Source organism: Mycobacterium sp. E2497, from assembly GCF_001668695.1.
Taxonomy (GTDB): Bacteria; Actinomycetota; Actinomycetes; order Mycobacteriales; family Mycobacteriaceae; genus Mycobacterium.
Map to the genome: position 1 here is coordinate 1 of NZ_LZKD01000104.1, position 21,931 is coordinate 21,931.

Below are 21,931 nucleotides of genomic sequence, written 5' to 3' on the forward strand. Positions count from 1 at the left end.
ACGGGACGGCGATCGTTGCGCTGGCCGCGCTCATGGGTGCCACCAAGTTGCTCGGCCGCGACATGACGTCGCTGCGGGTGGTGGTCTCCGGCGCCGGCGCCGCGGGTGTGGCGTGCACGAATCTCCTTCTGACGATGGGCGTTTCCGACATCACCGTGCTCGACTCGCGCGGCATTCTGCACACCGGGCGCGACGACATGAACAGCGTGAAGAGCGTTCTGGCGCAGCGCACGAACCCCGACGGTCTGACGGGCAGCATGGCCGAAGCGCTGCGCGGCGCCGATCTGTTCCTCGGGGTGTCGGGCGGTGTGGTGCCCGAGGAGATGATCGCCACCATGGCGCCCGACGCCATCGTGTTCGCGCTGTCCAACCCCGACCCCGAGATCCATCCGCAGGTCGCGGCCAAGTACGCCGCGGTGGTGGCCACCGGCCGCAGCGACTTCCCCAACCAGATCAACAACGTGCTGGCCTTCCCCGGCGTGTTCCGTGGGGCGCTCGACGCCGGGGCGCGCCGGATCACCGAGAAGATGATGGTTGCCGCCGCCGAGGCCATCTTCTCGGTCGTCAGCGATGACCTGGCTTACGATCGAATCGTCCCCAGCCCGCTGGACCTGCGCGTCGGGGATGCCGTCGCCACGGCGGTGGCCCTGGCCGCAGACCCCGCAGACATCGCGGGGTGAGAACCGGCCGGCTGGCGGCGTCGCTGCTCGCCGCCATTCTCGTGGTGGCCGGCTGCGGCACCGGCGGCCACGCCGCTCGTCCGGAACTGGTGGTCGGCTCGTCGGCGGATCCCGAGTCGGCGCTGCTGGCCGGCGTGTACGTGGCCGCGCTGCGGTCATACGGTTTCCCGGCGCGCGCCGAGACCGCCGAGAATCCGATGGCGCGCCTGGACTCGGGCGCGTTCACCGTCGTCCCGGCCCTGACCGGACGCGAGCTGCAGAGCCTGCAGCCCGGTGCGGCGGCGTTGTCCGACGCGGAGGTCTACCGCGCGATGGTGGCCGCGCTGCCAGAGGGCGTCGCCGCGGGTGACTACACGACGGCGGCGGAAGACAAACCCGTGCTGCTGGTGACCGGCTCCACCGCCGGGGCGTGGGGTGGCAGCGACGTCAGCGCGGACCTGAGCACGCTGCCGAAACACTGCGCCGGATTGGTCGTCGGCACCGTCGCCGGGCGTCCGGCTCCCTCGACGGTGGGCACGTGCCGGCTTCCGGTTCCGCGCGAATTCCCCGATCAGACAACGATGTTCGCCGCGGTGCGGGCCGGGCAGCTGACCGCGGGCTGGACGACGACCGCCGACCCGGGCCTGCCCGCCGACCTGGTCGCGCTGGCCGACGGCAAGCCGGCACTGATCAGGGCCGAGAACGTCGTGCCGCTGTATCGCCGCAACGCGCTGAGCGATCGGCAGCTGCTGGCCATCAACGAGGTCGCCGGCGTGCTGGACACAGCCGCGCTGGTCGACATGGGCCGTCAGGTGGGCGGCGGGGCCGACCCGCAGGCGGTGGCCGGCGGGTGGCTCGCGGAGCATCCGCTGGGGCGGTGAACGAGCCTCAGCGTTTGGGCATGAGCCTGTGCACCGTCTGCTGCACCCGGCTCATGATCGGCCCGCCCAGCAGGCGCTCGGGTCTCGAACCCGTCAGCCGCACCACCAGATCCATGGCCTTGACGTCGGGGCCGACGAGCACCCGGGCCTTGTTCCTGCCCACGCCCGCCAAGATGACCTCAGCAGCCCGCTGCGGTGTGGTCTTGGCCTGCTGCTCCTCGAACAGTTCCGCCAGGCCGTCCTGGTCGAGGCCGTCGGCGAAGACGGCGTTGCGGGCGAATCCCGTCTTCACGCCGCCGGGGTGCACCGTCGTCACCCGCACCGGGTGGCCGGCCAGCATCATCTCCTGGCGCAGCGCCTCGGTGAAACCGCGAACGGCGAACTTGGCCGAAACGTACGCCGCCTGCCCGGGCGCCGAGAACAGGCCCAGCGCGCTGGAGATGTTGATGACGTGGCCGTCGCCCGAGGCGATCAGGTGGGGGAGGAAGGCCTTGGTGCCGTTCACCACACCCCAATAGTCGACGTCCATCACCCGCTCGAAGTCCTTGAACCGGCTGTCCTCGATGGACCCGACAAACGTGATGCCCGCGTTGTTGTAGATCTGGTTCACCTTGCCGAAGTGCTCGCGGACGGCGTCGGCGTAGGCCAGAAACGCCTCGCGCTCGGTCACATCGAGCCGGTCGGCTTTGACCGGCGCGCCGATCGCCTTGAGTTGCGCCTCGGTTCGCGCCAGCCCTTCGATGTCGACGTCGCCGATCGCGACCCTGGCGCCCGCGCGGCCAAGTTCTAGCGCCAGCGCCTGGCCGATCCCCGAACCCGCGCCCGTCACCACGGCGACCTTTCCAGCGAAGCTGTGCATCCAGTACTCCCTCGTGGTGGCGTGCGGCGTCAGGCTAGCCGGTAGTGGCGATCCCCGCTACGGTTTCCCTCACCGCTTGGGCATCAACCGGCCCATCACGGGCCCGAACAGCTGCTGGTATCCCGGGCCCGTCAGCCGCACCAGGGCGTCCAGCACCTTGGCGTCCGTGCCGACCAGCACCCGGGCCTTCTTCTTGCGCACCGCCTCCAGGATGATCTGGGCGGCGCGGTGCGGGCTGGTCTTGGCCAACCGCTTGTCGAACAGGCTGGCCAGCTCGGCCTGGTCGAGCCCCTCGGCGGCCGTGGCGTTGCGGGCGATCGCCGTCTTGATGCCGCCGGGGTGCACCGTGGTCACCGCGACCGGATGGCCGGCCGCCACCATCTCCTGCCGCAGCGCCTCGGTGAAGCCGCGGACCGCGAACTTGGCGGAGTTGTAGGCCGCCTGACCGGGCACCGAGAACAACCCGAACACGCTCGAGACGTTGATCACATGACCGTCGCCGGAGGCGATCAGGTGGGGCAGGAACGCCTTGGTACCGTTGACCACACCCCAGAAATCGACGTCCATCACCCGTTCGATGTCTTTGAACTGGCTGACTTCGACGTCGCCGGTGAACGCGATGCCCGCGTTGTTGTAGATCTGGTTCACCTTGCCGAAGTGGTCGCGGACGGCGTCGGCGTAGGCCAGAAACGCCTCGCGCTCGGTCACGTCGAGCCGGTCCGCCTTGACCTCGGCCCCGATCGCCTTCAACTTGGCCTCGGTTTCCGCCAGGCCCTCGACATCGACGTCACTGATCGCGACCTTGGCGCCCGAGCGGCCCAGCTCTATCGCCAGCGCCTGCCCGATACCCGAACCCGCACCAGTGACCACGGCGACCTTGCCGGCGAACCCTTGCATGAGCACCCTTCCCAATCGGCCCCGTTTGCGTCGAGGCTAGCCGGTACCGGCGGTCCCCGTTATCGGCGGGTGGGGCAATGCAATCAGCGGAACGCCGTGTCGAGGATCTCCTGTTGCTCGACCGCGTGCACCTTCGACGAACCCGACGACGGCGCCGACATGGCCCGCCGCGAGATCCGCTTGAGCCCGGTCAGCTTGTCGGGCAGCAGCTCGGGCAGCTCGAGACCGAACCGCGGCCACGCGCCCTGGTTGGCCGGCTCCTCCTGCACCCAGAAGAACTCCTCGGCGCTCGGGTAGTGGTCCAGCGTCTCGCTGAGCCGGCGCTTCGGCAGCGGGGCGAGCTGCTCGATGCGCACGATCGCGACGTCGTCGCGGTTGTCCTTGGCCTTGCGCGCCACCAGCTCGTAGTAGATTTTCCCGCTGGTCAGCAGGATCCGCCTGACCTTGCCGCGGTCACCGATGCCGTCCTCGTAGGTCGGCTCTTCGAGCACCGAGCGGAACTTGATCTCGGTGAAGTCCCTGACGTCGCTGACCGCGGCCTTGTTGCGCAGCATCGACTTGGGTGTGAACACGATCAGCGGCCGTTGCACACCGTCGAGCGCGTGGCGGCGCAGCAGGTGGAAATAGTTGGATGGCGTCGACGGCATCGCGATCGTCATCGAACCCTCCGCCCACAGCTGCAGGAAGCGTTCGATGCGGCCCGAGGTGTGGTCGGGTCCCTGGCCCTCGTGGCCGTGCGGCAGCAGCAGCACCACGTTGGACAGTTGGCCCCACTTGGCCTCGCCCGAGCTGATGAACTCGTCGATGATCGACTGCGCGCCGTTGACGAAGTCGCCGAACTGCGCCTCCCACAGCACCAGGGCGTCCGGGTTGCCCACGGTGTAGCCGTATTCGAAGCCGACGGCGGCGTACTCGGACAACGGTGAGTCGTAGACCAGGAACTTGCCCCCGGTGGGAGTCCCGTCCGGGTTGGTCGCCAGCAGTTGCAGCGGGGTGAACTCCTCGCCGGTGTGGCGGTCGATGATCACCGAATGCCGCTGGGAGAAGGTGCCGCGCCGGGTGTCCTGGCCCGACAGCCGGACCAGCTTGCCCTCGGCCACCAGCGAACCGAGCGCCAGCAGTTCGCCGAAGGCCCAGTCGATCTTGCCCTCGTAGGCCATCTCCCGCCGCTTTTCCAGCACCGGCTGCACGCGGGGGTGCGCGCTGAAGCCCTCCGGCAGGGCCAGGAACGCGTCCCCGATCCGGGACAGCAACGCCTTGTCCACCGCCGTGGACAGGCCCGCGGGCAGCATCTGGTCGGCCTCGACCGACGCGCTGGGCTGCACGCCGTGTTTCTCCAGGTCACGCACCTCGTTGAACACTCGCTCCAGCTGGCCCTGGTAGTCGCGCAGCGCGTCCTCGGCCTCCTTCAGCGAGATGTCGCCGCGGCCGATCAGGGCTTCGGTGTAGCTCTTGCGGACCCCGCGCTTGATGTCGACGACGTCGTACATGGCGGGGTTGGTCATCGACGGATCGTCGCCCTCGTTGTGGCCGCGCCTGCGGTAGCACAGCATGTCGATGACGACGTCCTTCTTGAACTTCTGCCGGAAGTCCACGGCCAGCTTCGCCACCCACACGCAGGCCTCGGGGTCGTCGCCGTTGACGTGGAAGATCGGCGCCCCGATCATCTTCGCGACGTCGGTGCAGTATTCGCTGGATCGCGAATACTCCGGCGCGGTGGTGAAGCCGATCTGGTTGTTGACGATGATGTGGATGGTGCCGCCGACCCGGTAGCCGGGCAGGTTCGCCATGTTCAGCGTCTCGGCGACCACGCCCTGACCGGCGAAGGCGGCGTCACCGTGCAGCATCATCGGCACCACCGAGAACGCCTTCTCGTCACCGTCGTCGTGTGCGCCCCGGTTGAGCAGGTCCTGCTTGGCCCGGACCAGGCCCTCCAGCACCGGGTCCACGGCTTCGAGGTGCGACGGGTTGGCGGTCAGCGAGACCGCAATGTCGTTGTCGCCGAACATCTGCAGGTACACGCCGGTGGCGCCGAGGTGGTATTTGACGTCGCCGGAACCGTGGGCCTGCGACGGGTTGAGGTTGCCCTCGAACTCGCTGAAAATCTGCGAGTACGGCTTTCCGACGATGTTGGCCAAGACGTTGAGCCGCCCGCGGTGCGGCATCCCGATCACCACCTCGTCGAGGGCGTGCTCGGCGCACTGGTCGATCGCCGCGTCCATCATCGGGATCACGCTTTCCGCACCCTCCAGCGAAAAACGTTTCTGTCCAACATATTTGGTCTGCAGGAAGGTCTCGAAGGCCTCGGCGGCGTTGAGCTTGCTCAGGATGAACTTCTGCTCCGCCACTGTGGGCTTGACGTGTTTGGTCTCAACGCGCTGCTGCAGCCATTCTTGTTGTTCGGGGTCCAGGATGTGGGTGTACTCCACCCCGATGTGGCGGCAGTACGCGTCGCGCAGCAGGCCCAGGATGTCGCGCAGCTTCTTGTACTCGCAGCCGGCGAACCCGTTGACCTTGAACACCCGGTCGAGGTCCCACAGCGTCAGGCCGTGGTTGAGGATCTCCAGGTCGGGGTGGCTGCGGAACCGGCTGCCGTCCAACCTCAGCGGGTCGATATCCGCCATCAGGTGGCCGCGGTTGCGGTACGCCCCGATCAGCTCCATCACCCGCGCGTTCTTGTCGACGATCGAATCCGGGTTGTCGGTGCTCCAGCGGATCGGCAGGTACGGGTTGCCCAGTTCGCGGAAGATGTCGTCCCAGAACGCGTCCGACAACAGCATCTCGTGGATGGTGCGCAGGAAGTCGCCGGATTCGGCGCCCTGGATGATGCGGTGGTCGTAGGTGGAGGTCAGCGTGATCAGCTTGCCGATCCCCAGTTCGGCGATGCGTTCCTCGCTGGCGCCCTGGAACTCGGCGGGGTATTCCATGGCGCCGACACCGATGATCGCGCCCTGGCCGTTCATCAGCCGCGGCACCGAGTGCACGGTGCCGATGGTGCCGGGGTTGGTCAGCGAAATCGTCACGCCCGCAAAGTCTTCGGCTGTCAGTTTGCCGTCGCGGGCGCGGCGGACGATGTCCTCGTAGGCGGTGACGAATTGCGCGAATCGCATGGTCTCGCAGCCCTTGATGCCGGCCACCACCAGGGAACGCTTGCCGTCCTTGCCCTGCAGATCGATGGCCAGGCCCAGGTTGGTGTGCGCCGGGGTGACCGCCGTCGGTTTGCCGTCGATCTCGGCGTAGTGCCGATTCATGTTGGGGAACTGCTTGATCGCCTGCACCAGCGCGTAGCCCAGCAGGTGGGTGAAGGAGATCTTGCCGCCGCGGGTGCGCTTGAGCTGATTGTTGATGACGATCCGGTTGTCGATGAGCAGCTTGGCCGGAATGGCGCGGACGCTGGTGGCGGTCGGTACGTCCAGCGAGGCGGACATGTTCTTGACCACCGCGGCCGCGGCGCCGCGCAGCGTCTGCAGCTCGTCGCCCTCGGCCGGCGGGGGAGTCGGGGCTTTCGGCTTCGCCGGCGCGGCCGTGGGGGTCGCGGCGCCGTTCCCGGCGGCGGGCTTGGCGGGCGGCGAGGGCTGGGGAGACGGCTCGGCGGAAGGCGCGGCCTTTGTTTGCGGGGCCGCCTGCGGGGCTGCTTGGGCCTGGCCGTCACCGGTGGTCGTTTTGCTCGAGGGCGATTCGCCGGTCGGCTCGGGGTTGTAGTCGACCAGGAACTCGTGCCAGCTCGGATCGACCGACGAGGGATCATCGCGGAACTTGCGGTACATCTCCTCGACCAGCCACTCGTTTTGCCCGAATGGTGAACTTATGTTGCTCACGACCGCCGTTCGCCTCAATTCCTCTGTCCTGCAAGCGCTTCAAGCAGCTAGTGCGTGACGCCTGTACGTTTGTCGACCCCGGATTGTGGAGCACCTCACACCAGTGTCGATGCTCAACCTCTCCGCCCTATAAAGGCTAACCTTTCGCCAGCAATTCGCCAGGTTGAAGGGGGTGGGTGGGACGGCCGTCAGCCCGCTTCGTGCAGCGGCGGCACCAGGTGCAGGGCGCGGGGCCAGCGCACCGGGGGAGTGCCGAACGCCCGGTTGGCGTTGCCGACGATCTTCTTGCCGGCGAAATAGTTGCCGACCGCCCCGACGATGATCCCGATGCCCACCGGCAGCAGCTTGCCGAACATCAGGGCGCCGCGTCGCAGCGTGTACCGCTTCACCCACGATTTGAGCAGCCGCGAGTTCAGCCGCGACATCGATGACAGCGGCACGGCGGCCACACTCTCCGAGATCCAGCCGCCGTTGGTGCGCGCCGGGCCGAACAGCTGGGCGACCGCGTCCCTGCTGTTGTCGCCGATCAGCACGGACAGCACCAGGGCCCGGCGTCGTTCCCGGTGGTCGGCGGGGATGTCATACACCACCGCGACCGCCAGGACGAAGAACGCGGTGGCTTCCAGGAATGTCACCGTCTCGGCGGCGGCGGCAGACAGCGCGCTCAGGGTGCCGATGCCGGGGATGGTCGCCGCCGCGCCCACCGCCATGCCGCTGGCCGTCACCATGCCCACGTACCGCTTCTGCAGCTTGGCCAGGATGTCGGCCGGGCTGCTGCTCGGGTGCGCGTTACGCAGTCGGGACACGTAGGCCTCGGCCGCCGGACCCTGAATCCGCGAGCTTCGCTCGATGACCTGGGCCAACGCCCGCGCGGAGACCTTGGGCCGGCCGTCGGTGGGCGGCCGCTCCTCATCCGCATGCGACATGCTGAAAAACCGGTTCGAAGACCGCTTCCGTCGGGCCCGCATCTTGCCTCTCCTGCAAATGGCGTCCTACCAGGCTAACGTGCCCGCTGCGGAACACCGACCGAACACGAAACCTTCCGCCTGGTGTACCCGGGATCGGATCCGTGCCCGCCCCCAATTTCGGCAGCGGCAATAATGCAGGCTGGATGTCGTGACGGTCCGGGCCGGTCGATCAGACCGGCGCCGTGCGGGCACGCATCGTCGGGAGCGGAAACGAGGTGGGTAGATGACCACGGCGACGCCTCCGTCGTCCGGGGGCAGCCGGCGCGCGGCGCCCCACCCGCCCCACCTCACCAACCGGTGGAACTTGCTCACCCGGAACTCGCCGCATTCCGAGAAGCCCTGGAACGCCCTCTGGGCGATGATGATCGGCTTCTTCATGATCATGGTCGACTCGACCATCGTCGCCATCGCGAACCCGACGATCATGACCAGGCTGCACATCGGCTACGACACCGTGGTCTGGGTGACCAGCGCCTACCTGCTGGGCTATGCGGTCGTGCTGCTGGTGGCCGGGCGGCTGGGTGACCGGTTCGGCCCGAAAAACCTCTACCTGATCGGCCTGGTGGTGTTCACCGTCGCCTCGGTCTGGTGCGGGCTGTCGGGCAGCGCCGCCATGCTGATCACCGCCCGCGTCGTCCAGGGTGTGGGCGCCGGGGTGCTCACCCCGCAGACCTTGTCGACCATCACCCGGATCTTCCCGCCGGAGCGGCGCGGTGTCGCGGTGAGCCTGTGGGGCGCCACCGCGGGCGTGGCCAGCCTGGTGGGCCCGCTGGCCGGTGGCGTGCTGGTCGACGGGCTGGGGTGGCAGTGGATCTTCTTCGTCAACGTCCCGATCGGCGTGCTGGGGCTCGCGCTGGCGTACTGGCTGGTCCCGGTGCTACCCACGCAGTCACACCGATTCGACGTTGTCGGCGTCGTGCTGTCCGGGGCGGGCATGTTCCTGATCGTGTTCGGGCTGCAGCAGGGCCAGGCCGCGCACTGGGAGCCCTGGATCTGGGCGATGATCGTCGCCGGCATCGGGTTCATGACGGTATTCGTGTTCTGGCAGTCGATGAACACCGACGAGCCGCTGATTCCGCTGGCGATCTTCCGTGACCTTGACTTCGGCCTGTGCAACGCCGGGGTGGCCATCGTCTCGTTCGCCGCGACGGGGATGATGCTGCCGCTGACGTTCTACGCGCAGGCCGTGTGCGGGCTGTCGCCGACGCGTTCGGCTCTGCTGATCGCGCCGATGGCGATCGCCAACGGTGTGTTCGCGCCGTTCGTCGGCAGGATGGTCGACAAATACCATCCGCGGCCGGTCCTCGGCTTCGGGTTTTCGGTGCTGGCGATCGCGCTGACGTGGCTCAGCTTCGAGATGTCGCCGGGGACGCCCATCTGGCGGCTGCTGTTGCCGTTCTTCGCGACGGGCGTCGGGATGGCGTTCGTGTGGTCGCCGCTGACCGCCACCGCGACGCGCAACCTGCCGCCGCGCCTGGCCGGTGCGGGCTCGGCCGTCTACAACTCCGTCCGCCAGCTCGGCGCCGTGCTCGGCAGCGCCGGCATGGCCGCGTTCATGACGGCACGGATCGGCGCCGAGATGCCCGCGCAGCCGTCGGAAGGTGTCGGCGGTGAGGCGGCCGCCAGCCTGCAATTGCCCGAATTCCTGCGGGACCCGTTCGCGGCCGCCATGTCGCAATCGGTGTTGCTGCCCGCGTTCATCGCGCTGTTCGGGATCGTGGCCGCGCTGTTCTTGATCGGGTTCGCACCGTCGGCCACGGCCGGCGCCCCGGCCGAGGCGGGTGACGTGTTCGACGACTATGACGACGACTACGACGACGACGACGACTACGACGACGACGCGTACGTCGAATGCATCCTTGTGCGCGAACCCGAGCCCGTGTCCGCCCCGCGCGCGGCGTACGCGCGTGAAAGCCGCGAGCCGCCAATCGATCGGGTCGCCCACCCGCGCCCGGCGCGCGTCGACGTGGGGACCGGCCCGCGGGACGAACCGACTCCGCACGGTGGCCCTATCGGGTTCGCGCACAACGGCTCTCATGTCGACACCGGCCAGCGCGTCCGTCCCATCACCGCGCCGCGCGACCGGCTCGCGCCGCCGGCGCAACGCCAGCAGAACGGCGCGGTGCGAGGCCGGCGTCACCGCCGCGATCCCGACGACGACCCCTCCGGTTACGGCCGCCACTCGTCCGGCAACTAACCGGGGCCATCACGTCGGTTCGGTCAGCGCCAGAAACGCGCCCAGGTCGGTCAGGCCCGCCGGGGTGGTGGGCAGGTATTCGGTCAACGACCCGGAGCGGACGATGACCGCCGCGTATTGGGCCCGGCTGATGGCGACGTTGAGGCGATTCCTGTTGAGCAGGAACGAGATACCGCGCGGTACCAGCTCCGCGGAAGATGCCGTCATCGACATGAACACGACCGGCGCCTGCCCACCCTGGAACTTGTCGACCGTCCCCACCCGGATCCCGCCGAGCCCGGCCGCGGCCAGCCGTCGGCGCAGCAGTCCCACCTGGGCGTTGTAGGGCGCCAGCACCAGCACGTCGGCGGCGGTCAGCGGGCGGGTGCCGTGCTCGTCGGTCCACGGCGCCCCGAGCATCCGGTCGATCTCGGCGGCGATCGCGTCGGCCTCCTGAGGGCTCTCCGTCGAGTTGCCGTGGTGTGCGACGGTGAGCGTCTGGACGCCGGGCGGGTAGCCGGCAAGCCGTCGGTCACCGGTGCACTCGTGGGAATGCAACCTGCCCTCGTAGGACAGCGCCGACACCGCGGCGCAGACCGCCGGATGCATGCGGTACGAGCGGTCCAGGAAGTAGCCGCGTTCGTCGGGCAGGGTGCGCTGACCGTCGACCAGCCAGTCGAGTGCCGAGGTATCGACCGGGTCGGGATGGGTTCCCTGGCTGACCTGCGGCAGCTGCTGAGGGTCGCCGAGTAGCACCAGGTTGGCGGCCGCAGGCGCGACCGCGATGGTGTTTGCCAGGCAGAACTGGCCCGCCTCGTCGATCACCAGGAGGTCGAGGCTGCCGGGCGCTATCCGGTTGGCGTTGGCGAAATCCCAGGCCGTGCCGCCCACGACGCAGCCCGCGGTGCCGGGCCCCCAAGATTGAATGAACTCGGCGTACCCGCTGCCGTCGACCTCCCGCCAGCGCGGTGCGCTGTGGCCGTTGCGTTTCTTCGCGACCCGCGCCGGGTCCAGCCCGGCGTCGATGACGCAGTCGAGCAGGTTCTCCACCGTGGCGTGCGACTGCGCGACCACGCCGATGCGCCAGCCGTGGTGGGTGGCGAGCCGATGGACGACGCGGGCGGCGGTGTGCGTCTTGCCGGTGCCCGGCGGCCCATGCACCGCCAGGTAGGAGGAGTCCAGGTCCAGCACCGCGTCGGTGATGTCGCGGACCGTGTCGGCGCCGCGCGGCAGCGCGCTGCCGCTTCGGGTCCGGGGCGCGCGGCGCAGCAGGATGTCCACGGCCGCGCCCCGGGGCAACTGCGGCAGGCCGGCCGCGACGGCGGCGGCCGTGGCCTCGATCGACTCCCGCAGGGCGGTCGTCGGGATCGGCGGACCGGGGGTGAGGGCGAAGGGGACGTGGTGGAATGGCTTGCCGTCGTTGCCCACTCGTTCAACGATGGTCACCTCGGTGGGCAGCGCCGGATCGTCGGCCTCGATCACCGTGGCGCGTCCGGCCGCTCGCCGGTCGGGATCGTCGGACAGGCCGGGCGGGGTCGGGGGGTCGTAGAGCGCGAAGACGTCGGTCATCAACTCGCCGCGCGCCAGCGCGCCCCGCAGCCGCACCCGTCGCTGCGGCTTGCGCGCGCGGGGCGGGATGTTCCAGTCCACGCTGACCGACGCGTGCTCGGCGACGAAGACATCGGTGTCGTCCGCCCACTCCTCGACGGGGAAGTTGAGGCGGTCGAAGTGGGCCCACCAGAACGGTTTGTCCTCGCGCCGGTGGTAGCCGCGCGCCGCGGCCAGCAACGCTACGGCCGTCTGCTTCGGCGTGCGTTGACCGACGGCGGCGTCGCCGGTGAACCTCGACAGGGTCACCGCCAGCTGGTCACGGTCCTCGACTCTGTTGCCGTCCCGCACAGGCTGGGCGCCGACCGGCAGGACGCCGGATTCGTAGGCGCGCAACATCAACCAGTTGCGCAGTTCCTGGGTCGAGCGGCAGTCGTAGTGGTTGTACTCCTCGATCTCCTTGAGCACGGAGGCGGCTTCGTCGCAGCGGCCGTCGGCCCGCAGTTCGCAGTAGCGGGCGTAGGAGGTGATCGAACCGGTGGCGGTGGTGACATCGCCGGCCCGCAGCTGCGCGCCCATGTAGAGCGGTTCGAGCGCCTTCAGGCTGAACGACTCCGCGCCCACGCGAATGCTCTTGCGCACCAGGGGGTAGAGGTCGACGAGCGTCCCGCTGCGCAGCAGTTCGTCGACCTGATCCTCGCCGACTCCGTAGCGCCCGGCGAGCCGCAGTAACGCGGTCTTCTCATACGGCGCGTAGTGGTAGACGTGCATGTTCGGCCTGCGCTTGCGACGCTTGGCCACCATGGCCAGAAAATCGCCGAGGGCCTTGCGTTCATCCGCCCGGTTGTGCGCCCACAGCGGGCGAAACGTGCCGGCGGGCCCGGCTTCCAGGACCCCGAATAGGTATTCCAGACCCCACTCCTTGCCGTCGAGGGTCCACAGCGGGTCGCCCTCGAAGTCGAAGAACAGGTCGCCGGGGTCCGGTTCGGGCAGCAGCGTCAGGGGTTGGGGGTCGACGATCTCGTAAAGCGGCGTGCCGGTTTCTCGTTGGCGGACTTGAAGTCCGGCCTGGGCGGTCAGCTTGCGGACCGCGGCGGGGGCGAGGTCCGGCACGGGGCCGGCGTGCCGGGCCAGGCCGGGCACCGTGGTGATTCCGGCGTCGATCAGCTTGTCGCGGTGGCCCACTCGCATGCCGGCGACCAACAGCAGGTCGTCGCAGGCGCGCAGCTGCTCGGTGCACAACGCGCAACGGAAACAGGCGGCCACGCCCTCGTCGTCCCAGCGGACCGGGGTGCCACCGGCGTGGTGTTCATCGAGGAGCCGTTGCAGTCGGGCGCGCTGGGCGCGGTAGACGGGGACGAGGTCGCGGACGCGGTAGCGGGCGGCCGTCCCGTCGCCCAGGTGCAGTTCGGCCTCGGGCGCCACCGGGACCCCCGCGGCTGCCAGCGCATCGGCATAGGCGGCGAGCTGCAACAGGGCGGTGACGTTGGCCGAACGGGCCAGCTTGGTGTCGATGACCCGGTATTGGTCGCCGTCTCGCACCAGGAAGTCGGCGAAGCCGACGAAGCGGCCGTCGAACACGGCCGCCTGATACACCACCGGGGCGCCGCCCACGATGGCGCGCCGGGTCGCTTCGGTGGCCGCCGCGAAGCCGGCGGGCGTGTAGGCCGGGCGGCCGATGACCGCGACCCCGCTCCCGAACTCGCCCCGCAGCCGGTCCAGTTCGCGTCGCTCGTGGTCGTTTCCGAGGGCCGCGGTCCGCGCGAGCAGGTCATCCTCGGCCGGGGCGGCGGGTCCCCAGCCCAGTTTCGCGTCGAAATCGCGCAGCAGCGCGTACTCGCACCGGGCGGCGGCGGCCAGATCCGACGCGCTGTACACGATGCTGTCGCCGGTGACGAACACAGCAGCAACTGTAGGGGAGGGGACCGACGGAAAGGCGGTTCCGGCTAGCGGCCCGGGGCGTTACCGATCAGCTCCACACCGTTGCCGTTCCAGTGGAACCGCACATCGGTGTTCAACCCGTTGATGCCGCTGGGGTAGGTCAGCGCCACCGTGTCACCGGTGGTCTGCGTCGCGTCGACGCCGTTGAACCCGTAGGTGTCGGGGACCCCTTGCGGGATGAACTGCCCGAGGTGGAACAGCACCGCCCGGGTGGTGGGGTTGACGGCGTTGGTGTTGGCCTTGATGATCACCGCCGACAACTGGGCGCACTGGTTGTAGTTGCCGGCCAGCGGCTCCGGGTTCCAGCCTTGCTGGCTGCGCGGGTCGCGTGGCAGCTCGGAGACGACCTTTGCGATGGTGGGCGAGGCGAGGTTGACCGCGCACGGGTCGGCCGGCGCGGCATTGCTGCCGGGCGGCGCGGCGGCGCCCGAGGGCTGGGCCGGGGCGGTGATGGACGGGGTCTCGGTGGTCGTCGTGGCCTGCGGCGTCTTCGCGACCGTGGAGTCCCCCGAACCACAGCCGGCCAACGTCATGGCGATCAACGCGACGGCGGCCGAGCCGGTCAGTGGCCCGGTACGGCGGGGTGGCGACCACACATCGGGCACCGTACCGTCATCGCGCGCACAGGTGTGACAGGCATGGCCGGGCACGGCTGTGCTCATGATCACGGACCCGCAGCGCTCATGTCCGCTGAGCTCGCGATCACCACTAGACTCCATGGGCGATGACCACTCCGGACAGCTCGCCCGAGGCTGCCTCTCCCACATTTGCCGACCTGCAGATCAACCCTTCGGTCCTGCGGGCGATCGCCGACGTGGGTTACGAGTCGCCCACGGGCATCCAGGCCGCGACCATCCCGGCGCTGATGGCGGGCTCGGACGTCGTCGGGCTGGCGCAGACCGGCACGGGCAAGACGGCGGCGTTCGCCATCCCCATCCTGTCCAAGATCGACGTCACCAGCACCGCGACCCAGGCGCTGGTGCTGGCGCCCACCCGCGAGCTGGCCCTGCAGGTGGCCGAGGCGTTCAGCCGCTACGGGGCCCATCTGCCGAAGGTCAATGTGCTGCCGATCTACGGCGGCTCGTCGTACAGCGTGCAGCTGGCGGGCCTGCGACGCGGCGCGCAGGTGGTCGTGGGCACGCCCGGCCGGGTCATCGACCATCTCGAGCGCGGGACGCTGGACCTGTCGCGGGTGGACTACCTGGTGCTCGACGAGGCGGACGAGATGCTCACCATGGGCTTCGCCGAGGACGTCGAACGCATCCTGGCCGACACCCCCGAGTACAAGCAGGTCGCCCTGTTCTCGGCGACCATGCCGCCCGCGATCCGCAAGCTCACCACCAAGTACCTGCACGATCCGCTCGAGGTCACCACCAAAGCCAAAACCGCCACGGCCGAGAACATTTCGCAGCGATACATCCAGGTCGCCGGCCCGCGCAAGATGGACGCGCTGACCCGCGTCCTCGAGGTGGAGCCGTTCGAGGCGATGATCGTCTTCGTACGCACCAAGCAGGCCACCGAGGAGGTCGCGGAGAAGCTCAGGGCCCGAGGCTTTTCCGCGGCGGCCATCAACGGCGACATCCCGCAGGGCCAGCGCGAGCGGACCGTCGCCGCGCTGAAGGACGGCGGCATCGACATCCTGGTCGCCACCGACGTGGCCGCGCGCGGGCTCGACGTGGAGCGCATATCGCATGTGCTCAACTACGACATTCCGCACGACACCGAGTCCTACGTGCATCGCATCGGGCGCACCGGTCGGGCCGGGCGTTCGGGGACCGCGCTGCTGTTCGTTTCCCCGCGGGAGCGCCACCTGCTCAAGGCGATCGAGAAGGCGACGCGGCAAACGCTGACCGAGGCGGAACTGCCCACCGTCGAGGACGTCAACGCCCAGCGGGTGGCGAAGTTCGCGGATTCCATCACCGCCGCGCTGGGCCGTCCGGGGATCGACCTGTTCCGCAAGCTGGTCGAGGACTACGAGCGCGAGCACGATGTCCCGTTGGCCGACATCGCCGCGGCGCTGGCGCTGCAGTCCCGTGACGGCGAAGAGTTCCTGATGTCGCCCGAGCCGCCGCGTGAACGCCGTGAGCGGCATACCGAACAACGCGAGCGTCCCGAAAGGCCAAGGCAAACAAGGTCGTTCACCACTTACCGCATCGCGGTGGGTAAACGGCACAAGGTCGGCCCGGGCGCGATCGTCGGCGCCATCGCCAACGAGGGTGGGCTGCATCGCAGCGATTTCGGGCACATCGCCATCGGCCCGGACTTCTCGCTGGTGGAGCTGCCGGCCAAGCTGTCCCCGTCGACGCTGAAAAGGCTTGAACGCACCCGCATTTCGGGGGTGCTGATCAATCTTCAGCCGGATCGGTCGGCCACCAAGCCGCGCGGCCGGGACGGCGGGAAGCCGCGCAGGAAACACACCGGATGACCCTGTCCGAAGAACAAGACGCCCAGGGCGGACTCGAGCAGACCGCCCACGTCGACCGGGTCGCGTCGCTGACCGGAGTACGCGCCGTCGCCGCCCTCCTCGTTGTCGGCACGCACGCGGCCTACACCACCGGCAAGTACACCCACGGCTATTGGGGCCTGGTCGGCTCTCGCATGGAGATCGGCGTGCCGATCTTCTTCGTGCTGTCCGGCTTCCTGCTGTTCCGTCCGTGGCTCAAATCGGCCGCCACCGGCGCGCCGCCGCCGTCGCTGAGTCGCTATGCGTGGCATCGGGTTCGACGCATCATGCCGGCCTACGTGATCACCGTGCTGTTCGCCTACGTGCTGTACCACTTCCGCGAAGCGGGACCCAACCCCGGACACACGTGGCTCGGCCTGGTGCGCAACCTGACGCTGACGCAGATCTACTGCAACGGGTACCTGGGCAAGTACCTGCATCAGGGGCTGACGCAGATGTGGAGCCTCGCGGTGGAAGCGTCGTTCTACGTGCTGCTCCCGCTGCTGGCCTACGTGCTCTTGGTGCTCGTCTGCCGACGGCGCTGGCAGCCGAGACTCCTGCTGGGTGCGCTGGCCGGCTTGACCTTGGTCAGCCCGGCCTGGCTGATCCTCGTGCACACCGATCACTGGTTTCCCGACGGCGCGCGGCTGTGGCTGCCCACCTACCTGGCCTGGTTCCTCGCCGGGATGTTGCTGGCCGTCCTGCAGGCGATGGGCGTGCGCGGTTACGCCTTCGTGGCCATACCGCTGGCGATCGTCTGCTATTTCATCGTCTCCACGCCCATCGCCGGCGCGCCCACCACCTCGCCGGCGACGCTGAGCGAGGCGCTGTTCAAGACCTGCTTCTATGCCGTGATCGCCGCGCTCGCGGTGGCGCCGCTGGCCCTGGGGGACCAGGGCTGGTACTGGCGGCTGCTGGCGACCCGGCCGATGGTGTGGCTGGGGGAGATCTCCTACGAGATCTTCCTGATCCACCTGATCACCATGGAATTCGCCATGGTCTACATCGTTCGCGCCCACGTCTACACCGGCTCGATGCTGTACCTGTTCCTCGCGACGATGGTGCTGACGATTCCGCTGGCCTGGCTGCTGCACCGCTTCACGCGCGTGCGAACCTGAGCCGCCCGGGCGCCTAGCCGCGGGCCGAAACCGGCGTCACGATCGGCACGACGAACTCTTCGATCATCGCCCGCTCGTCGGCGTCGTCTCGGCCCGGGAACTGCAGCAGCGAACTGATCACTCGCACCATCCAGCGCGCCCGGCGCTCCACGACGGCGGGGTCTTCCGGCCCGAGGGAGCCGATGAACGCGGCGGCCAGGGCGGTGATCACCTCGGACTGCCCGGCCACCTCGACGCCGATCGGCGGCCGGGTGATGGCGAACCACGACGCCAACGCGCGGCTGCCGCGAACCATCCGCAGCGTGGCGGTGATGCTCGCGACGAGTCGTTCCCGGGGATCGTCGATGCCGCCGATCTGCTCCTTGATCGCGCGGCTGAGCCTGCGGGTTTCGCGGTGCACGTAGGCGGTCCGCAACGCCTCGCGGTTCTCGAAGTACCGGTACAGCGTCGCGCGCGAACATCCTGCGGCCCTGGCGATTTCGTTCATGCCGATCGAAGCGTGGTCGCGCTCGGTGTAGAGTCGCTCGGCGGCGTCGAGGATCCGGTCCGCGGCCGCTTCGGTGCGCTGCGTGCCCAGCCAGTCGTTCGGCATCAGGACTTCACCCGGATCGGTACCGACAGCGGGCGGCGCACGTAACTGCCGCCCGACCAGACGATCGCGGACTCATCGACCTCGAAATCGGGGCAGCGGGCCAGCAATTCGGTCAGAGCGACACGGGATTGCATGCGCGCCGCCGCCGCGCCGAGGCAATGGTGGGCGCCGTGGCTGAAGGTCAGAATGTTGCGCGGGCAGCGGGTGACGTCGAGTTCACCTGCGTCCGGCCCGTATTGGCGCTCGTCCCGGTTGGCCGACCCGTACAGCAGGAACACCTTCCGCCCGGCCGGGATGGTCGTGTCGTGAAGAGTCACGTCGCGGGTGGTGGTGCGCGCCAGTCCTTGCACCGGCGAGGTCAGCCTGAGCAATTCCTCGACGGCATCGGGGATCAACCCCGGATCGTCGACCAGAAGCCGCCGCTGGTCGGGACGCTGATGCAGCAAAGGCATTGAGCCACCGAGCATTCCGGTGGTGGTGTCGTTGCCGCCGGTGACCATGGTGAACGTGAACGCCAGCACCGAGAGGGTGCCGGCGATATCGCCGCCGGCGCCCACGCCGGCGGCCACCAAATGGGAGATGGTGTCGTCGCCGGGCTCGGTTCGGCGGCGCTCGATCAAACCGGTGAAGTAGGCCATCATCGACCCGACCGCGTCGCCAACCGTTTCCAGTGCGCCGGCGACGCCGCCTTCGGCGGTGTTGGCCGCGACGATCACATCCGTCCACCGGTCGAATTGCGCTCGATCCGCTTCGGGGACACCGAGGTAGTGCGCGACCACCATCGACGGCAGCGGTTTGAACAGCTCGGTGACGATGTCGCCGCCGCCGGCGGCGCGCAGCCTCTCGATGCGCTCGACGACGAATTCGCGCACCTTGGGCTCCACCGCCTCCACCTGTCGTGGCGTGAAGCCGCGCGACACCAGTTTCCGAAACTCGGTGTGCACCGGCGGATCCTGCATCACCATCGGCGGATTGTCCTGCAGCCCGATCATTTCCAGGTCACCGTAGTTGACCGTCAGTCCCTGCGCGGAGGAGAACGTCTCGTGGTCGCGCGCGGCGGCCCACACGTCGGCGTGCCGGGACAGCACGTAGTAGTCGTGCTCGGGCCGTCTGGCCGGGACGACGTGGTGCACCGGATCGTGGTCGCGAAGCGCCCGGTACATCGGCCAGGGATCCGGCCAGGTGTCGGCGGTCGCCAGCTCGAACGTGACCGGCACGTTGTGAGACATAACCACAGCCATGTCTCATTGGTACGACAATCAGCTCAGAATGTCAACGTGGCCTACCGCCGGGCGCCCCGGCCAGCCGGGCGGTCGACATCACGCGCCCGGCCAGCCGGGCGGTCGACATCACGCGCCCGGCCAGCCGGGCGCTCGAGCAACGCTACCTAGATCCCCGCGCCCGGGTTCAGAATCCCCTGCGGGTCCAGGGCCTGCTTGATCCGCCGGTTGAGGTCCATCACCTCGGGGCCGAGGTAGCCCGCCAGCCACGGCCGCTTCAACCGGCCCACGCCGTGCTCACCGGTGATCGTGCCGCCGAGCCCGACGGCCAGGTCCATGATCTCGCCGAAGGCGAGGTGGGCCCGCTCGGTCATGGCGGCGTCCGCGGGGTCGTACACGATCAATGGGTGGGTGTTGCCGTCGCCGGCGTGGGCGATCACCGAGATCGTCAGGTCACGCTCGGCGGCGATGCGCGCGATGCCGGTGACCAACCGGCCCAGTGCCGGGAGCGGGACCCCGACGTCTTCGAGCAAGAGCGATCCCTTCGCCTCGACCGCGGGGATGCAGAACCGGCGGGCGGCGACGAAGGCCTCGCCCTCGTCGGGATCGTCGGTCGAAAACACTTCCGTCGCACCGTTTTCGGCGAACACCGCGGCCATGATCTCGGCGTCCTCGGAGCCTGCGCGTCCCCTTTCGTCGGAGCCGGCCACCAGCATGGCGGCCGCCCCTCGGTCCAAGTCCATGCGCAAGGTGTCCTCGACGGCGTTGATGGCCACCGAATCCATGAACTCCAGCATCGACGGGCGCAGGCACCCAACAACCCCGAGCACCGCGTCCACGGCCGCCTCCACCGACGCGAACGAGGCCACCACGATGCCGGACGCGTTCTGCTTGGGAACCAGGCGCAGCGTGACCTCGGTGACGACTCCCAGCGTGCCCTCGCTGCCGACGAAAAGCTTGGTCAGCGACAGCCCGGCCACATCCTTCAACCGCGGACCGCCGAGCCGGACCGCGGTACCGTCGGCCAACACCACCTGCATGCCCAGCACGTAGTCGGTGGTCACGCCGTATTTCACGCAACACAGGCCGCCGGCGTTGGTGGCGATGTTGCCGCCGATGCTGCAGATTTCGAACGACGACGGGTCCGGGGGATACCACAGGCCGTACTCGGCGACGGCCTTCTTGACCTCGGCGTTGAACAGGCCGGGCTGACACACCGCCGTGCGCGTCACCGGGTCGACGGCGATGTCGCGCATCCTCTCCGTCGACAGGACGATGCCGTTGTCCAGCGCCGTCGCCCCGCCGGACAGCCCGCTACCGGCTCCGCGGGTCACCACCGGCACCCGGTGGCGGGTGGCCCAGCGCAGCACGGTCTGTACGTCCTCGGTGCACCGCGGGCGCACCACCGCCAACGGTTTGCCGGCCGACGGGTCGAAGGCGCGGTCCTGGCGGTAGCCCTCGGTGACGGCCGGGTCGGTCACGACCATCCCGTCGGGCAGGCCGGAGATCAGCTCGGCCAGGACATCACTGCTCACAGCCTTCGATCCTAGGGCCCGCCATCCCCGGCGAACTCCGGCGCGCGGTCCACTTCCCGCAGCGACGGCAGCCTCAAGGCGACCAGCCCGATCAACAGGATCGGCACCGCCAACGCCAGGAAGGTGGCCTTGAGCCCTGCGGCGTCGGCCAGGGGGCCGGCCACCAGCAAGCCCAACGGGCCCGCGGCGTACATCAACCCCGTCATCACCCCGACCACCCGGCCGCGCAGATGGTGCGGCGCCCGGGTCTGCATGACGTAGTTATAGATCGGCTGGATCGGCCCGTAGACCAGCCCCGTCACCCCGCACAGTACGAGGATCACCGGCAGCGGCGGCAGGAAGGCGATGCCGACCGTCGCGGCGCCGAAGGTGAGCGTCGCCGTCAGCACCGCCGTCCGCCGGCGGGTGCGTTTCGACAGCACCGCGTAGCCCAGCGCGCCCGCGACGCCGCCCACCCCGAGCGCCATCAGAGCCCAACCCAGCTGGGCGGGCTGGTGCCGGTCGGTGAAGTACTTGGGGAACAGCACGCTTTCCATCGGCAGGTAGAGGGCGGTCACAACCAGGTCGATCAGGCCGAGCGTCCGCAGCACCCGCAGATTCCAGACGAACCGCAGCCCTTCGACGATGCCGGACATCAACCCGTCGGGTCGGGTCGCGTGGTGCGGCTTGCCGGCACCCTCGAGCCGCAGCGCGCCGATCGCCAGGAAGGACAACCCGAAGCAACCGGCCGTGACCCACATCGTGTTGATGCCGCCGACCGTGGCGATCATCAAACCGCCGATGCCGGGCCCCACGATGTACGCCAGGTTGAGAATGGCCTCGTAGACGCTGTTGGTGCGGTCCAGCGACCAGCCCGCGCGGGCGGCCGCCTCAGGCAGCATCGACTGGCGCGCCGTCGCCCCGGCCGGGTCGAAAGCCGCCGCGCAGAAGGCCGCCACGGCAAGCTCGGCGACGTTGATCGCGCCTGCCCCGAGCGCCCACGCGGTCAGGGGGATGACGCTCACCGCCGCGCCGGACAGCGCATCGGAGACGAGCGATATCCGGCGGCGCCCGAAGAAATCCACCGCGGTCCCGGCCACCAGGGTGGACAACACGAGGGGCAGCGTCATCGCGGCCGCCACGATCGACGCGTCCTTGGCGCTGTCGCGGTGCTGCAACGCCAGCCACGGGAACGCGACTATCGAGATGCCGGTGCCGGCCGTCGCCAGCAGTGTGGCGAACAGGATCAGAAACGCCGGGCCGCGGCTCGTATGGCTCATGGGTATTCGGTGAGAAC

General features: G+C 69.1%; 15 protein-coding genes. 5 read left to right on the forward strand and 10 right to left on the reverse strand.

The window, feature by feature from the left end:
- The coding region (locus A5713_RS07865) for an NADP-dependent malic enzyme (RefSeq protein ID WP_304442511.1) at positions 1 to 680 on the forward strand (680 nt) is incomplete at its 5' end.
- Entirely contained in the window at positions 677 to 1,540 is an 864-nt protein-coding gene (locus tag A5713_RS07870) for a glycine betaine ABC transporter substrate-binding protein (protein WP_068094306.1), read from the forward strand. The genes A5713_RS07865 and A5713_RS07870, both read left to right, overlap by 4 nt.
- 7 nt (positions 1,541 to 1,547) lie before the next feature.
- Here A5713_RS07870 and A5713_RS07875 read toward each other — a convergent pair whose 3' ends face one another.
- The 4 genes from A5713_RS07875 to A5713_RS07890 form a co-directional block, all read right to left on the reverse strand.
- Complete coding sequence (locus tag A5713_RS07875; protein WP_068094308.1) at positions 1,548 to 2,399, reverse strand: SDR family oxidoreductase; 852 nt, start codon at positions 2,397 to 2,399, stop codon at positions 1,548 to 1,550.
- A 69-nt stretch (positions 2,400 to 2,468) separates the two neighbouring features.
- Entirely contained in the window at positions 2,469 to 3,296 is an 828-nt protein-coding gene (locus A5713_RS07880) for an SDR family oxidoreductase (protein ID WP_068094311.1), read from the reverse strand.
- Positions 3,297 to 3,379: 83 nt separating this feature from the next.
- Positions 3,380 to 7,114 (reverse strand): multifunctional oxoglutarate decarboxylase/oxoglutarate dehydrogenase thiamine pyrophosphate-binding subunit/dihydrolipoyllysine-residue succinyltransferase subunit, encoded by a 3,735-nt coding sequence (locus A5713_RS07885; protein ID WP_068094313.1) that lies wholly within the window; start codon positions 7,112 to 7,114, stop codon positions 3,380 to 3,382.
- Between the two features lie 188 nt (positions 7,115 to 7,302).
- Positions 7,303 to 8,082, reverse strand: coding sequence for a hypothetical protein (locus A5713_RS07890; RefSeq protein WP_197516332.1), 780 nt, complete (start codon positions 8,080 to 8,082; stop codon positions 7,303 to 7,305).
- 223 nt (positions 8,083 to 8,305) lie between these two features.
- On the opposite strand from A5713_RS07890, the gene A5713_RS07895 reads away from it, so the two are divergent.
- Positions 8,306 to 10,279, forward strand: a complete 1,974-nt coding sequence (locus A5713_RS07895; protein WP_068094323.1) for an MFS transporter — start codon at positions 8,306 to 8,308, stop codon at positions 10,277 to 10,279.
- Between the two features lie 9 nt (positions 10,280 to 10,288).
- Here the strand turns inward: A5713_RS07895 and A5713_RS07900 are convergent, their stop codons facing one another.
- Together A5713_RS07900 and A5713_RS07905 are read right to left on the reverse strand one after the other, a co-directional pair.
- Positions 10,289 to 13,708: a TM0106 family RecB-like putative nuclease gene (locus A5713_RS07900; protein WP_068094325.1), complete on the reverse strand. Its 3,420-nt coding sequence runs from the start codon at positions 13,706 to 13,708 to the stop codon at positions 10,289 to 10,291.
- Positions 13,709 to 13,752: 44 nt separating this feature from the next.
- The gene (locus A5713_RS07905) at positions 13,753 to 14,352 is read right to left on the reverse strand and encodes an LppP/LprE family lipoprotein (RefSeq protein WP_068094327.1); all 600 of its coding nucleotides are present in this window, start codon (positions 14,350 to 14,352) and stop codon (positions 13,753 to 13,755) included.
- Between the two features lie 119 nt (positions 14,353 to 14,471).
- On the opposite strand from A5713_RS07905, the gene A5713_RS07910 reads away from it, so the two are divergent.
- Together A5713_RS07910 and A5713_RS07915 are read left to right on the forward strand one after the other, a co-directional pair.
- On the forward strand, positions 14,472 to 16,172 hold the full coding sequence (locus tag A5713_RS07910; protein WP_068094329.1) for a DEAD/DEAH box helicase: 1,701 nt from the start codon (positions 14,472 to 14,474) through the stop codon (positions 16,170 to 16,172).
- On the forward strand, positions 16,169 to 17,308 hold the full coding sequence (locus A5713_RS07915; protein ID WP_068094331.1) for an acyltransferase: 1,140 nt from the start codon (positions 16,169 to 16,171) through the stop codon (positions 17,306 to 17,308). The genes A5713_RS07910 and A5713_RS07915 overlap by 4 nt, the downstream gene beginning before the upstream one ends.
- A gap of 13 nt (positions 17,309 to 17,321) precedes the next feature.
- Here A5713_RS07915 and A5713_RS07920 read toward each other — a convergent pair whose 3' ends face one another.
- The 4 genes from A5713_RS07920 to A5713_RS07935 form a co-directional block, all read right to left on the reverse strand.
- Complete coding sequence (locus A5713_RS07920; protein WP_068094336.1) at positions 17,322 to 17,900, reverse strand: TetR/AcrR family transcriptional regulator; 579 nt, start codon at positions 17,898 to 17,900, stop codon at positions 17,322 to 17,324.
- Entirely contained in the window at positions 17,900 to 19,141 is a 1,242-nt protein-coding gene (locus tag A5713_RS07925) for a cytochrome P450 (protein ID WP_197516333.1), read from the reverse strand. The genes A5713_RS07920 and A5713_RS07925 overlap by 1 nt, the downstream gene beginning before the upstream one ends.
- 146 nt (positions 19,142 to 19,287) lie before the next feature.
- Positions 19,288 to 20,655, reverse strand: a complete 1,368-nt coding sequence (locus A5713_RS07930) for an FAD-binding oxidoreductase (protein WP_067927084.1) — start codon at positions 20,653 to 20,655, stop codon at positions 19,288 to 19,290.
- An 11-nt stretch (positions 20,656 to 20,666) separates the two neighbouring features.
- A complete protein-coding gene (locus tag A5713_RS07935) occupies positions 20,667 to 21,914 on the reverse strand; it encodes an MFS transporter (protein WP_067927080.1) in 1,248 nt (415 codons plus the stop codon).
- Positions 21,915 to 21,931 lie beyond the last annotated feature (17 nt).